At 36.9% G+C, this 15,373-nt stretch carries 13 protein-coding genes and 1 riboswitch; all 13 genes read left to right on the forward strand.

Annotated features, from left to right (window positions below; all coding sequences use genetic code 11):
• The first annotated feature begins 173 nt into the window (after window positions 1-173).
• The 13 genes from N3I35_07830 to N3I35_07890 all read left to right on the forward strand — a co-directional run bounded on the left by N3I35_07830 (window position 174) and on the right by N3I35_07890 (window position 15,346).
• Window positions 174-2,285, forward strand: coding sequence for a polyribonucleotide nucleotidyltransferase (locus tag N3I35_07830; GenBank protein MCX8129990.1), 2,112 nt, complete (start codon window positions 174-176; stop codon window positions 2,283-2,285).
• 96 nt (window positions 2,286-2,381) lie between these two features.
• Window positions 2,382-3,638: an insulinase family protein gene (locus tag N3I35_07835; GenBank protein MCX8129991.1), complete on the forward strand. Its 1,257-nt coding sequence runs from the start codon at window positions 2,382-2,384 to the stop codon at window positions 3,636-3,638.
• Window positions 3,639-3,786: 148 nt separating this feature from the next.
• Window positions 3,787-4,659 carry a dipicolinate synthase subunit DpsA gene (gene dpsA, locus N3I35_07840; protein ID MCX8129992.1) on the forward strand — a complete coding sequence of 291 codons (873 nt, stop codon included), beginning with the start codon at window positions 3,787-3,789 and terminating at the stop codon, window positions 4,657-4,659.
• Between the two features lie 3 nt (window positions 4,660-4,662).
• Complete coding sequence (locus N3I35_07845) at window positions 4,663-5,241, forward strand: dipicolinate synthase subunit B (GenBank protein MCX8129993.1); 579 nt, start codon at window positions 4,663-4,665, stop codon at window positions 5,239-5,241.
• Between the two features lie 467 nt (window positions 5,242-5,708).
• Window positions 5,709-8,024, forward strand: a complete 2,316-nt coding sequence (locus N3I35_07850; GenBank protein ID MCX8129994.1) for an ATPase, T2SS/T4P/T4SS family — start codon at window positions 5,709-5,711, stop codon at window positions 8,022-8,024.
• A 17-nt stretch (window positions 8,025-8,041) separates the two neighbouring features.
• On the forward strand, window positions 8,042-9,097 hold the full coding sequence (locus N3I35_07855; protein MCX8129995.1) for a type IV pilus twitching motility protein PilT: 1,056 nt from the start codon (window positions 8,042-8,044) through the stop codon (window positions 9,095-9,097).
• 42 nt (window positions 9,098-9,139) lie between these two features.
• A complete protein-coding gene (pilM, locus tag N3I35_07860) occupies window positions 9,140-10,255 on the forward strand; it encodes a type IV pilus assembly protein PilM (GenBank protein ID MCX8129996.1) in 1,116 nt (371 codons plus the stop codon).
• Window positions 10,256-10,449: 194 nt separating this feature from the next.
• Window positions 10,450-10,533, forward strand: a riboswitch (cyclic di-GMP riboswitch).
• 81 nt (window positions 10,534-10,614) lie between these two features.
• On the forward strand, window positions 10,615-11,829 hold the full coding sequence (locus tag N3I35_07865; protein ID MCX8129997.1) for a type II secretion system F family protein: 1,215 nt from the start codon (window positions 10,615-10,617) through the stop codon (window positions 11,827-11,829).
• 27 nt (window positions 11,830-11,856) lie between these two features.
• Window positions 11,857-12,372 carry a type II secretion system GspH family protein gene (locus N3I35_07870; protein MCX8129998.1) on the forward strand — a complete coding sequence of 172 codons (516 nt, stop codon included), beginning with the start codon at window positions 11,857-11,859 and terminating at the stop codon, window positions 12,370-12,372.
• A 55-nt stretch (window positions 12,373-12,427) separates the two neighbouring features.
• The gene (locus N3I35_07875; GenBank protein ID MCX8129999.1) at window positions 12,428-12,913 is read left to right on the forward strand and encodes a hypothetical protein; all 486 of its coding nucleotides are present in this window, start codon (window positions 12,428-12,430) and stop codon (window positions 12,911-12,913) included.
• A gap of 23 nt (window positions 12,914-12,936) precedes the next feature.
• Window positions 12,937-13,515, forward strand: coding sequence for a PilN domain-containing protein (locus tag N3I35_07880; protein MCX8130000.1), 579 nt, complete (start codon window positions 12,937-12,939; stop codon window positions 13,513-13,515).
• 1 nt (window position 13,516) lies between these two features.
• On the forward strand, window positions 13,517-14,818 hold the full coding sequence (locus N3I35_07885) for a hypothetical protein (protein MCX8130001.1): 1,302 nt from the start codon (window positions 13,517-13,519) through the stop codon (window positions 14,816-14,818).
• Between the two features lie 12 nt (window positions 14,819-14,830).
• Window positions 14,831-15,346 carry a prepilin-type N-terminal cleavage/methylation domain-containing protein gene (locus N3I35_07890; protein MCX8130002.1) on the forward strand — a complete coding sequence of 172 codons (516 nt, stop codon included), beginning with the start codon at window positions 14,831-14,833 and terminating at the stop codon, window positions 15,344-15,346.
• Window positions 15,347-15,373 lie beyond the last annotated feature (27 nt).

Below are 15,373 nucleotides of genomic sequence, written 5' to 3' on the forward strand. Positions count from 1 at the left end.
AAAGGAAATGTGCAATAATATATAAAAACAATTAAAGTTACGTAAAGATAAACAACAGGCAGTAGAAGGTAGATTGTACATCAAACAGAATATCCCTAATCCTTAATCTGTGAAGTTTTGGTGTAGAATCTACATGCTACAGTCTGTAGTTTATTACAGAAGGAGGCATGAAAATGGAAAAAATATTCAGTATGGAGTTGGCAGGAAGAAAGCTGATTGTAGAAACAGGGAAACTGGCTCAATTGGCAAATGGATCAGCGTTAATCAGGTATGGTGATACTGTCGTTCTTTCTTCCGCTACAGCATCAGCAGCTCCAAGGGAGGGAATAGACTTCTTCCCGTTAAGTGTTGATTATGAAGAAAGATTATATGCAGTTGGGAAAATTCCTGGGGGCTTTATCAAAAGAGAGGGTAAACCTTCAGAAAAAGCAATACTTACATCCAGGGTTATCGATAGACCTATCAGACCCCTTTTTCCAAAGGACTTAAGAAATGATGTAGCTGTGGTAAATACAGTAATGTCAGTTGATCAGGATCATTCACCGGAAATTGCGGCAATGATTGGTGCTTCCATAGCAATATCAGTATCCGATATCCCGTTTAAAGGACCTATCGGTGGAGTAGTTTTAGGTCTGGTTGATGATGAAATTGTTATTAACCCTACCTTGGCACAGAGGGAAGTAAGCAAGATGTATGTTACTCTTGCCGGAACAAAAGACAAAATTACCATGATCGAGGCTGGAGCCAAGGAAGTTTCGGAAGAAATAATGCTTGAGGCAATCAGGAAAGGTCATGATGAAATAAAGAAAATAGTTAATTTCATAAATGACATCGTCAGTGAAATAGGTAAACCTAAGTTTGAATATGTATCATCTGATGTTCCGGAGGAAATATTCAAGGCTGTTAAAGAGTTTTCATACCGGTCAATGAGAGAGGCTGTTCTTGCGGTAGACAAGCAGGATAGGGATGAAAAAATAAGAAAGCTGACTGAAGAAGTTCAGGCAAAATTTGAAGAACAGTATCCGGATATGAAATCTACTATATCTGATGCAATTTATAAACTTGAGAAAAAGGTAGTGAGAGAATATATTCTGGAAGAGGGCAAGAGGGTAGATGGCAGAAAGTTGGATGAAATCAGACCGTTATCTGCAGAAGTATCCTTACTGCCAAGGACTCACGGTTCAGGATTATTCCAGCGCGGGCAGACACAGGTTCTCACAACTGTAACCCTTGGTGCTATGGGGGATGTGCAGATGCTGGACGGACTGGATGAAGAAGAGACCAAAAGGTATATGCATCATTATAATTTCCCAGGCTACAGTGTAGGTGAAGCAAAAACTTCAAGGGGACCCGGCAGAAGGGAAATAGGTCATGGTGCACTTGCTGAAAGGGCTTTAGAACCAGTTATTCCGAATGAAGTGGAATTCCCTTATGCTATAAGGCTGGTATCTGAAGTATTAATGTCAAACGGATCGACATCACAGGGGAGTGTTTGCGGAAGCACTTTAGCACTCATGGATGCCGGTGTGCCTATTAAGAATCCGGTTGCAGGTATTTCAGCAGGATTGGTAATGGATGAAAACAATTCTGATAGGTTCGTTACTTTTATGGATATCCAGGGCATAGAAGACTTCTTTGGAGACATGGATTTCAAGGTTGCTGGTACAAAGGACGGTATTACTGCAATACAAATGGACATAAAAGTTGAAGGATTAAATGAAGAAATAATAAGACAAGCTTTTGAATTGACCAAAAAGGGCCGTTATCAAATTATTGATGATGTTATTTTGAAAGCTATAGCTGAACCAAGAAAAGAACTTTCGCCTTATGCACCAAAGATATTTACTACCAATATTGATCCGGATAAGATCAGAGAGGTAATTGGCCCAGGCGGCAAGATGATAAATAAGATAATCGCAGAAACAGGAGTAAAGATAGATATTGAAGACGATGGAAGGGTTTTTGTTGCCACTTCCGATACGAATGCAGGCTTGAAGGCTCTAAAAATCATAGAGGGGATTGCGAAAGAAATCCAACCCGGACAGGTTTTCATGGGCAAAGTTATGCGTATAATGCCTTTTGGCGCATTTGTAGAGTTTTTACCCGGCAAGGAAGGCCTAGTTCATATTTCAAAGCTTGATAAAAAGCGTGTAGAAAAAGTTGAAGACATTGTTAAGATAGGTGACGAAATACTGGTAAAAGTGATGGAAGTTGATAAACAGGGTAGGATCAATCTTTCTCGAAAAGATGCCATGGTAGAAAGTGAAGAAGCAAATAAAGAATAACAAGCCATAGACGGTTAAGAGGGGGCATTTCTGAACTGGGAGCATATTACTTTTGGTTGGGAATGTCCCTTTACATCAATTCAAAACGGAGGGATTATGTTTAAGAAGACAACACTGGATAATGGCATAAGAATAGTTTGTGAAAAAATCCCGCATGTCAGGTCTGTTTCTGTAGGAATATGGGTTGGAACCGGGTCCAGGACTGAGAATAAGGATAATAACGGGATATCACACTTTATTGAGCATATGCTTTTTAAAGGTACAGAGAAAAGAAGTGCTAAGGAGATCGCCGAGAGTATCGATAGCATCGGTGGGCAGCTAAATGCTTTTACAGGTAAGGAATGTACATGCTATTATGCTAAAACTCTGGATACACACTTTGATATAGCATTTGATGTACTTTCAGACATGTTTTTCAATTCCAAATTTGAGGCAAAGGATATTGATGTTGAAAGAAGAGTAATATTGGAAGAGATAGGCATGTACGAAGATTCGCCTGAAGAACTTGTCCATGATATCCTATCGGAAACTGTGTGGGATGGAAATTCACTGGGATACCCCATACTAGGCAGGCAGCAGAGTCTGGATAATATTAATCGTGATATAATAAAACAGTATATTGAGGATAACTATATACCTTCAAATGTTGTAATCTCTGTTGCAGGAAACTATGACGATGAAAAACTTATTGATACGGTAAAGAAATATTTCGGCAGTTGGAAACCTGGAAATAAAAAAACAACGGATTTTGAAAAGGTCAAATTTCTATCTGGCTTTAAAATAAAAGAGAAAGATACTGAACAAGCTCACGTATGTCTCGGATTTGAAGGTATAGAGCATGGAAACGATGACCTTTACACATTACTGGCGATAAACAACATTTTCGGCGGGGGGATGAGCTCCAGGCTATTCCAGAAAATACGGGAAGAAAAAGGCCTCGCATATTCTATTTATTCGTATCCGTCTTCTTATAAAAATACGGGACTGTTCACTATATATGCGGGTATGAACCCTGAACATATAAATACGGTTACTGAGTTAATCATACAGGAAATTAGAACTTTAAAGGAAAATGGTTTAAAGAAAGAAGATATAGATAAATCCAGAGAACAGCTAAAAGGTAACTATATTTTAGGTCTTGAGAGTACAAGCAGTAGAATGAACAGTATCGGGAAGTCAGAGTTACTTCTTGGGAAAATTCATAGTCCGGAAGAAATACTTAAGAAGATTGATAATATCAGCCTGGATAATGTAGAGACTATTATTAACAGGATCCTGGATTTGAAAAATGCCAGTTTTACACTGGTAGGCAATGTGAAAAATGATATCAAATTTCATGAATTAATAAAATAACGATTTCTTGGAAAGAACAGGTGCTAATGTGCGCACCTGTTCTTTCTTTTTTATTGCATCGTTTTTAGGGGATAATACAAGCACTCTACTGTCAAAATTCACATAAGATATACTAGTTTCTATTAGGAGAGTGCGGGGGGATATGTAAATGGGAAAAATGAAATTTACTGTTATCGGAGGCGACTTACGAAGTGTTAAACTAGCCAATCAATTACAGGCTGATGGTAACAGAGTTTACATATATGGGTATGACAACGCGGGTTTTGATTTGGGAATGGAAGAAAGCCAGGATCTATTACATGCTATTGAGGAATCTGATGTGGTTATCGGACCTATACCTTGTACAAATGACAACGAAACAATAAACGCTCCCTTTAACACTGAAAAAATTTACATAAGTGATATTTTGAAAAAAATGTCTAAAAACCAACTCTTTGTCGCAGGTAGGTTGAGTGAGAAGATACTTCATCAGTCACAAGTCTATAATGTATATTCTATTGATTTGCTGGAAAGAGAAGAGATGGCAGTATTGAATGCAATACCTACAGCTGAGGGTGCTATTCAGATTGCTATGGAAGAAATGCCGATAACTCTTCATGATTGTAATGCTATGGTATTAGGCTTTGGAAGGATAGGAAAGATTTTAGGCAAGATGCTCCAGGGAATAGGTGCAAACGTTTTTGTAGAAGCCAGAAAATACTCAGATATAGCATGGATAAAGAGTTATAGCTATAACCCCGTTTTTATTACTCATATTGATGATTACCTCCCTAAAATGGATGTAATATTCAATACCATACCCCACGTATTGCTCGATACTGATGCATTGAAAAAAATCAAACCTGAGGGGTTGATTATTGATTTGGCATCCAAACCCGGAGGTGTAGATTTTGAAGGAGCAAAATCAATGGGTTTAAAGGCAATATGGGCATTATCTTTACCTGGCAAGGTTGCACCTGTAACTGCTGCGAAGTTTATAAAAGAAACAGTATATAATATAATTGATGAGTTGGGGGTATAGCAAATGCTATTAAACGGACTGAAAGTTGGGTTTGCGTTAACAGGCTCATTTTGTACTATTGCAAAAGTAATACCTGAGATAAAAAGAATTGTAAACGAGGGGGCTGAAGTATATCCTATTATCTCCGAATCTGTGGATAGATTTGATACCAGGTTTGGAAAGGCTGAGGATTGGAAAATTGAATTAAGGAGTATAACCGGCAAGGAAATTATAACAACTATAGTTGATGCCGAGCCTATCGGTCCCAAAAGTTATCTAGATATACTGGTGGTTGCGCCCTGTACCGGAAATACTGCTTCGAAGCTTGCAAATGCCATAACGGATACTACAGTAACAATGGCATGCAAAGCTCATTTGAGAAATCAAAAACCTTTGGTTCTGGCTATATCTACTAATGATGGGCTTGGATGCAATGCAAAAAACATTGGCTCGGTTTTAAATATGAAGAATGTTTACTTTGTACCCTTTGGACAGGATGATCCTTTGAAAAAATGTAACTCTCTGATGGCTAAAACAGAAATGATACTACCAACTGTAATTGAAGCCCTTAAAGGGAGACAGATTCAGCCTTTGCTGGTATGATGGCGGATAGTAGATCAATCAAGAGTTGCAAATTACATAGATTTCCTTTATAAAACACACTTTTGTGTGTTTTATTTTTTATTTGATTACATATAAAGTGATTAACATAAAAAAGAATAGTAGACCTAAGTATTGACAAAGGGGAATAACTTGTAAAGTTCATTAAATCCGGATTTGTGGAAATTTATGAGAACATTTGTCGAATACTGGTATATTTGTAAAAAATACTTGAATTGATATGGATATGTGTGTAGAATATTAGTACGATTCCATTGTTTATATTTCTATAAAAGTTAACAAAATACTTTATATAAAAACAAATGTACTAATAATGCTGTTGTTTATTACAATAAAGAGCTAAGTTACAAACCTAAAATTCAACTAACATTTTAAACAAAACATATATCAGATAAACATGTTATTATCTTGCTGAATAATTCATAACTTTGTTCGTAGGGGGAGTAAAAGTGATAAGTATCAGCACAAAAGGTATTGATGAAATACTTCTTGAAATGGGTAAAATAAACACTACTCAATTCAAAAGTATCTGGGAGTTGCAAAGGGAAACCAGGAGAGATATTGAAGAAATTCTGCTTGAAAATGAATATGTGTCAAAACCTGATATTCTTATTGCTAAAGCTAGACGTTTCGGAGTGGAATTTGTCGACTTAAGCGTATATGAGATAAAGGATGAGAGCATTCCCTGTAAAGTTTCCGAGAATATAGCTTCAAGATACGGATTGATTCCAATTGATGAAGAAGACGGTGTACTTACAGTAGCCATGAAGGACCCTTCAGATATATTTGCATTAGATGATTTGCGTTTGGCAACCTTTCTGGAGATAAAACCTCTATTTGCTGATATTGAGGAAATAGAAGCTCTTATTAAGAAATTCCATACTAGAGGAACTAAAACGATAAACGATTCTAATAATTCTGTATATACTAACGAGATTTATGGCAGTTTTGACAATAATATAACTGGTTCAAACATTCAGAACCAAATACCGGATGATTCTGATTCAAACTTAAGTGAAACAAGCTTAATATTTAGTAAGAATAGAATCGGGGAACTGTTTGTGAATGAAGGCATTCTTCAAAAGGAGCAGCTTGAAGAAGCCTTAAGCATCCAGCAGAGTTCGGGAGAGCGTATAGGACAGATTTTTGTCAGACAAGGCTACATAACAAGAAAGATATTGTATGAGTTTCTTGCCATGCAGCTGGACATGCCTCATATCGACCTGGACAGTATAAATATAACCGAAGATGTTGTAAAAGCTGTCAGTGAAAACATAGCCAGAAGATATACACTCGTGCCTGTAGAGATATCTGGAAACAGCTTGAAAGTAGCTATGAGTGATCCAATGAACATCTTTTCCATAGACGATCTCAGACTGGCGACAGGTATGGACATTGTGCCGGTATTGGGAGATGAAGAGCAGATTAATTCTATACTGGATAAGTATTTTGAAAAGGCAAGGGAAATAAGAAAAACCAACGAGAGCAAGAAAAAACTGGATGAATTTGATAAGGAATTTGAAAAGGTAAAAGAAGAAATATCTGTAGAGATTAGCAGTGAAGAAGTAGATAATGAAGAGACCCTTGATATAAATTCTGTAGAGAATGCTCCTATTGTGAAGATGGTAAACATTATTTTCAATAAAGCTGTAGCCAGTGGAGCAAGTGATATACATATTGAACCGTATGAAGACTGTGTTATGGTCCGATACAGGGTTGATGGACAATTAATGGAAACTATGAAGCATGATAGAAAAATTCTTTCTGCTCTTGTTGCCAGGGTTAAGATAATCAGCGGTTTAAATATAGCAGAAAAGAGAGTGCCGCAGGATGGAAGACTGACTCTCAAAATAGAAGGCAAACCCTATGATCTCCGTGTTTCTGTGTTGCCAACAATATTTGGAGAAAAGATAGTTATCAGAATTGCGGACAAGGATGGTTTTAATATATCTAAAAAAGAACTGGGCTTCTTTGATGATGATCTTCAGAAGTTTGATTCCATTCTTTCGCATCCTCACGGGATAGTATTGGTTACAGGGCCTACTGGAAGTGGTAAATCAACTACTTTATATACCGCACTGAAAGAACTGTGTAAGCCAAGTATAAATATACTTACGGTTGAAGACCCTGTTGAATGCACTGTAAGAGGGGTTAATCAGGTTCAGGTAAATGTTAAGGCAGGCATGACTTTTGCATCAGCTCTCAGATCATTCCTGAGGCAGGACCCCGACATAATAATGGTTGGAGAAATACGTGATTCGGAAACTGCTGAGATAGCTACAAGAGCTGCTATTACAGGTCATCTTGTTTTGAGCACATTACATACAAATGATGCTGCAAGTTCAATTACCAGGATGATAGATATGGGAATTGAATCCTTTATGATGTCTTCATCTATTGTAGGGGTAATAGCACAGAGGCTTGTAAGAAAATTATGCCTGAAATGCAAACAGGAATATACTCCAGGTATTAATGAAGCTGAAATTCTCAATATTGAAAAAGGTGAAGATGTCAGCATATATATGCCCCAAGGCTGTCCTGCCTGCAACAATACAGGCTATAAAGGCAGAATAGCTATTTACGAGATAATGGAAATATCCAGCGAGATAAAAGAATTGATATCGAAAAATGTTACTTCCGATATTTTGAAAGAAACAGCGACTAAGAACGGGATGAAGACGCTAAGAATGAATTGTTCCCGGATGGTTAAAGCGGGTATAACTTCAGTAGAGGAAATGTTAAGAGTTACATATGCAAAAGAATAAATAGCGAGGTAGATATAATGAACTTGAATCATTTGCTCGAGAAGACTATATTGTATAAAGCTTCAGACCTTCATATATGTACAGGACTTCCACCGGTTATAAGATTACATGGTGATCTGATTTATATGGACGAGCCAAATCTGACACCACAGGATTGCGAAAACCTGGCAAAGCAGTGCCTTACATCAAGAAGCTACGAGATTCTTGAAGATAAGGGTGAAATTGATTTATCCTACATGTTGCCTGCAGTGGCGAGATTCAGAATTAATGTTTTCAAACAAAGAGGCACACTTGCCCTGGCAGTCAGGGTAATACCGACAGAAACACCGAAGCTGGGAGATTTGGGACTCCCGGGTATATTAAACAATCTGGCAGAAAGACAAAGGGGGCTTGTTCTTGTAACAGGTCCGACAGGTAGCGGAAAATCTACAACATTGGCTGCAATTATTGACTATATAAACAGTAAAAGACGGTGTCATATTGTTACTATAGAAGACCCTATAGAATTTTTGCACAAGCACGAGAAAAGTGTAATCAACCAGAGGGAGGTAGGCAGTGATACAAATAACTTCGCAAACGCTTTGAGAGCGGTATTAAGGGAAGATCCAGACGTAATCCTGGTAGGAGAAATGCGTGACAAGGAAACAATAGAAACAGCACTGACAGCTGCAGAAACCGGGCATTTGGTATTTTCAACACTTCATACTCTGGGAGCAGCAAAGACAATAGACAGAATAATTGATGTTTTTCCGCCGCACCAGCAGCAGCAAGTCAGAAGTCAGCTTTCAACAGTGCTTCAAAGTGTTATTTCACAGCAATTGATAAAAAAAGCAGATGGAAAAGGCAGAGTTGTTGCAACAGAAGTAATGGTTTGGACTCCTGCTATTGCGAACCTTATAAGGGAAGGCCGTACGCCACAGATTAATACAAGTATTCATACGGGTTCGCAATTTGGCATGCATTCAATGGATAGTTGCATAGCAGAACTATTTAAAGCGAAACAGATAAGCTTTGAAAGTGCCAATCAATATGCCATAGATCAGGAGAATTTTAAGAAACTGCTTGTCGGATAGTGAGAATAATAAAGCAGATATATTTAGTAGGAGGTAAAATAAATGGCTACTTTTCAATCACTATTTGCAAATGACCTAATAACCATAGATATAGGATTCAGGTATATAAAAATAGTTCAGATAAGAAAGAAGAAGAATAACGACCTCACCATAGTAAACTTTGGAATAGGAGATACACCCAGGGGTTGTATCAAAAATGGAGCTATAAAGGATAAGGAAAGGGTTATTGCTGAAATAAAAAGGGTAATGAGTGAGCATAACATAAGCGCTAAGGAAGCTAAAATAGTAATGTCAGGTACAAATATCATAACAAGAATAATTATGATAGACAAAGTTCCGGCTAGTGAGATTGATACGAAGGCATGGGAGGAAATACAAGCCTACCTGCCTATAAATTTCAATGATCACTCTGTAGATTACAAGGTACTTGGTATTGTAAATGAAGGAAATGAAGAGAAAATCAAGATATTTGTTACTGCAGTAGCAAAAAAGATTATTAACAGTTATATTGAGATAATTCAAAGTCTGGGTTTAAAACCTGTTTCAGTTGATATTCCGGCTAACAGTGTTGCAAAGTTTTTTCAGAAGGACATCGAACACAAGGAGCCTGAAAACTGGGCTAGAAAGCAAAAACTTTCAAAGCTTAATTCAAAAACCTTTGCAGTGATTGACCTTGGTTCAGAAACGACAATTATCAATATATTAAAGGACAAAACACCCGAATTCAACAGAGTGCTGCTAAATGGCAGCAGTAATATAGATGTGGCGATTTTTAAGGCCCTGAATCTTGAGCAAAACCAGATGGATAAAGCTGAGAGATATAAAAAGTCCTATGGTATAGTCAGATATAAAGATCCGAACAACGAGCTTGAATGGAGCTGCAGTGAGGCGGCAAAATCAGTAATGCTTGATGTTGTAAGAAACATAAAAATGTGTATAGAGTTTTATATGACGAAATGTGCAGGCGAGCAGCTGAGCAAGGTCTACATAATAGGAGGGGGCTCCAAACTAAAGGGTATCAGAGAGTTTTTTGAAGACACACTTGGTATACCAGTATATCCTATAAACAGCATATCCGTAGAAGGTGTTGAATTTACTTCTGGACTTGACACAGACAGGGTAAACTTCCTCATAAATGCTATGGGTATAGCACTTTAGATATTTCTATGTAATACATGGTAAATAATGCTGTTTGCAGGTGCTTATCCTGCCAATAATATTAACCATTATCAAAATATTTGTTCAGTACAAATACCAGTAAACATAAAAGTGTATTTGCATAAAAGAAATTTGTATATATTTATTGTAAGTTATTGCACAATAATGTATAATAATGTTAATATGTACAAAAGCATATGAAAGGGCAAAATCGGCGAAAGCTGATGACGCAAAGGTAAGGGTCTAAAACGTCAAGTCATGACAGCCTATCTCCAACAGTGTTGTTTTATCTATAATGCTGATGTTCTAACTAAATATTTCACATAAAAAACAAAATTTCATACGGGGGTTAAGTATAGATGCCTGTATATACTTACAAAGCAAAAAATGAATCAGGAAAGCTATTTGCTGGGGAAACAAAAATAGCCAGCGAATCAGACCTTATCAGCCTTCTGGTGGAAAAGGGGTATACTCCTGTAGAGATAAAGGTTAAGAATGCTTTTACTGATATTTCAACCATAAGTTTTTTAAAACCTAAAGTGAAGATAAAAGACCTGGCTGTTTTCTGCAGACAGTTCGCTATAGTGATTGAGGCAGGAGTGCCGCTATCTGCAGCATTGGAAGTAATACGGGATCAAACCCAGAATAGGACATTGAAGGAATGTATAAACGATGTTTATGAAAACATACAGAAGGGTTCATCACTTACAAATGCTATGAAACAGCATGCGGAAATATTTCCCGAAATATTGATCAATATGGTTGAAGCAGGAGAGGTCAGTGGGCAGCTGGATAGAGTTTTTATCAGAATGGCTGACCACTATGAGAAGGAATTTAAGTTAAATCACAAAATAAAAAGTGCTATGACATATCCAGTGATAGTATGTATTGTTGCTGTAATTCTGGTTTTTGTAATGATGACTTTCGTTTTGCCGCAGTTTACGCAGGTTTTAGTATCATTTAATGCAGAATTGCCTTTGCCGACTAAGATACTGATAAAAATAAGCAATATATTTAAGAGCTACTGGGTCATTATGCTTATATTGCTGTTTGCGATTTTCGCTTATATAAAATATTTCACAAGGACATATACAGGAAAAATGTTTTTTAGCCGGCTGTCAATCAAATTGCCAATTATAAGAAGGGTAACAAAATATATAATTACCGCCAGGTTTACAAGAACACTCGGGACCCTTGTGGCAAGCGGAGTGCTTCTTATACAGGCTTTGGAGGTTGTGCAAAAGGTTTTGGGAAATGCTTTAGTTTCAGAAAAGATGGAAATTGTTATTGAGGAAATTAAGAAAGGGCGAGGTTTGACCAGTCCTTTGAGCAGTATGGGATATTTTCCTCCAATGCTTATATCTATGGTAAGGATCGGAGAGGAATCAGGTGAGCTTGATTTTGCGCTGAATAAGTCGGCAGATTTTTATGACCAGGAGGTTGAAACTTCTACACAGCAGCTGACGACCTTGCTTGAGCCGATAATAATTATTTTGCTGGCTGTAGTAGTTGGATTTATCATACTAAGCATATTGTATCCAATGTTCAATGTTTATAAAGCACTTTCTGAATGAAAAGCGATAAAGGAAAGGGGGGAGAGAATGAGAAGTCTAAATTTTTATAAAAATGAAAAGGGAGGTTTTAAAGTAATGGATTCTAAGAAGGTATTAAAAAGTAACAAAGGTTTTTCACTGGTAGAATTAATGATTGTATTGGGGATACTGGCAATTATTGCTGTAATTAGTATAGTAGCCTTTGGTAATGTATTGGATAATAGTAGGCTGAAAGCGGATATGCAGCAGGCACAGAATATTGAAAAGGCAATACAGACATATATTTCCGAAACTGATGACTGGGATCTTTCCGGACTAGGAGTAGCAGATGGTGATGATACTGCTGATGCTATAACTGCATTAGTAAACGGCGTTACACTTGATGTTGACGGAGATGGAGCAGTTGATGATCCTTGCGGACCTTATCTGGAAGATCCGGATGGTAATGCAACTATACCTGCTCAAGGCCCAGGAAATGTCGGGTTTGCTTTAGCCGTAAATGCAGCAGATCAAACTGTTACATGCAGACCTGTAAATGCTGATCCACTTATTGACATAACTTAATAAACACATCCAACCCGGTTTTTTTGACCGGGTTGGATAATTGGTTTGAGGTCGTATGAAAAACAATAAAAAGGGAATATCGCTCCCTGAAATCATGATATATTTTGCGTTAGTTGTTGTTGTGTCTCCTATAGTACTTTCAGTGTTTCTATCCTGTACGTCGGACTATAATACATCAACAAGATACATACGCCAACAGGACAAAGTAATAGAAGCAACACATCTGATACGTAAGGATGTTGAATTTGCACAAGGAGTAATAGTGGACGAACCTAACAAAATTTTACACCTGACTTTTTATGATGGCACTGAAAGGTTTTGGAGGTTTGCGGGTAATGCCCTTGAGACAAGTACGGATGGGGTTATTTATACATCTGTAGTAGGTGAACTGGATACTTCAGGTATGGATAATAGTTTTAAAAGAATCGGCAATAGTCTGATTCTGAGGATACAGCCCCAAAAAACCAATATAAACAGAAGTAGAAACAGAAATATAGTTAATCCGATAATTACAGAGTTTTCTGTTAAGTATAAACAATAATGTCCTGAGGAGGTCATACTGCTGTGCGGGATATAAATCTTCTGCCTGAGGAAATCAGGCCTGGAAATGAAACTACTGAAAAAATCAAGGAAAAAGTCAAGGTATCCATATCGACAAAAACTATTATTATTGCAGCCTTAACAATAGTTATCATGGTAGTCTTGATTTTGATTCCTATTATTTACATAAAAGCTGTAGATTTAAGCATAGCATCTGTAGATAGACAATTAAGCAATAAGGCATATAAGGAAATAAAAGATATAAATGCAGAATTGATTGCTGCTAAAGCAGCTTTGGATTCCAAAAAGCAAATAATCAAGTCCGTAGACAAATACAGTTATCCGGTAAACGAAATTACTTCATCTTTAAGCAAAGTATCACCTAAGGGATTGGAAATTAACAGCGTAGAATATGATTCAAATTCTGTAATAATTACCGGGAATGCAATGAGCAGCTTACAGGCCTCCGAATTTCTTATTAATGTTGACAGGCTGGAATTCCTAAGTGCAAATAATATGTTGGCAAATGTAACAATAGATAAATCAAATTCCAGATGCAGGTTTGAATATACCTTCAATGTCGACAGAAAGGGTGGAAAATAGGATGGCCCTTGGAAAAAGAGAAAAAATCCTGCTTGTTGTTTTAGGAATATTGATTTATGTATTGATTGCCGTTAAGTTTGTCTGGATTCCTATAATACCCAAAATATCTGAAAAGAATGACCAGCTGATAAAAATTACCATGCAAAAACAAGCTCTTGATAATGACAGAAATAGCATAGAAAACAAGAAAAATGAGATTTCTGCCTTAAAAATAACTAATGAAAAAATCGGTTATCTATTAATGGATCAGGCCAATATTACGGATAGTATAGAGTATATAGAAAAGCTGTCTGCCCTTTTAGGCAGAGACCTTGAAGGAATAAATATACTGGCGCCCGTAGAGAGGTCATACTTTGAAAGCCTTGTTGACAGCAGTGATAAGAAAAACAGTAAGGATAAAACTGAAAAAACAAAAAAGGAAGCTGGGTTTAAGGGAACAAAATTTTATGAATTCGGAATTAGCTTTTCTACAAAACTTGATTACGCAAAAATAGTAGAACTTCTTAATTATCTTGAGTGCGGATCAAAAAAAGTACGGGTTTCATACTTCAAGATGATACCTTTTGAAGAGGAGAAAAAGGAAAAAGGAAAACAGCAAAAAAACGGCCTGCCTGATCTGGCAAAAGATATTGGCAAACAAATAAATGATAAAGAGCTGATTAAAGAAATTGAAAGAATAATGGCAGAACTGGAGAAAAAAATAAATTCTGATAAAAAACTATTCCAGATAGATATGACAATAAATCTGTATGCAATGAAAATAGGAACGATTGATAAATTATTTGAATACAGCAGGCATAAATTCAGTACTTATACATCTGGAAACGGGCTGCCTTATATACCTTCAAAAAAAGCAGCAGGTACAGCCTCATCTTTGGCAGGAAATACAGGAGGTTCTGATATTTCGATTTCACTGAATAGTTTCCTTACAGCAGGTGATAACCTGAATATTTCAGGTATCAATAAAAGTAGTGAGTATCTGAGTGTTAAGACAAAGGAAAATAGTGATATCAGGGTTACTGTAAAAAGTTCATCTTATAGCATCGAAACAAGGGATAGCAATGGTAAACCTGTGAGAATTTCAGGGACAGTTCCTGCAAGGGATATTAACATCTCTATATCTGCTGATTTCCCTGCGGTAAAGGATAATAACAGTTTAGGTATGAACATAACTGTTGTGAATGATTCAGGAAGAAATCTGAATATTACATTGTCGGATAACTCAAGGAGAGTGAATCTGTACAATGAGAATGGATCTAACATATACTCAGGAAGCCCTATTGATAAAATATTTGTTAAGTAACAGGGTGATATAATGTACAAACTCTATAGCAGCAAAAAAGGAATGACTCTTACTGAAGTTATGGTTTCTCTGGCGGTATTGGGAATATTATCGGTACCGCTTATGATGACATTTACAAATTCGATAATGGTTACCAAGCTCACCCAGGACCAGATTGAAGTAAATGCAATAACCAGGATAGTAAAAAAAACGGTGACCAATGCCGTAAAATATGCATATAGTCCCATAAAAACCTTTGATGCTGCTGCTAACGGTACAGCATATAATGCAACAGCCGATGGGGTTATACTTCGAGAGGATGCTACCGGCTTTAATAGTGGTGTAAATCTGATTATTAGTGATTCTGACGGAAATATATATAATAAATACGCGTTTAATGCAGAATTTGAGAGAGGTCCAAGGCCTCTTATCAATTATGACCCTGAATTTCCAAATACCTGCCAGTATCTTGTAACAATCTTTAGAAATGATGCTAACAACAGGGTTGTAGCAAGGCTTAGGCTGGATATTAATTTGTTGGAGGATTAGGATAATGTTTATTTTAGTTTAAGGGAA

The sequence above is a fragment of the Clostridia bacterium genome (assembly GCA_026414765.1).
Taxonomy (GTDB): Bacteria; Bacillota; Clostridia; order Acetivibrionales; family DSM-27016; genus SKW86.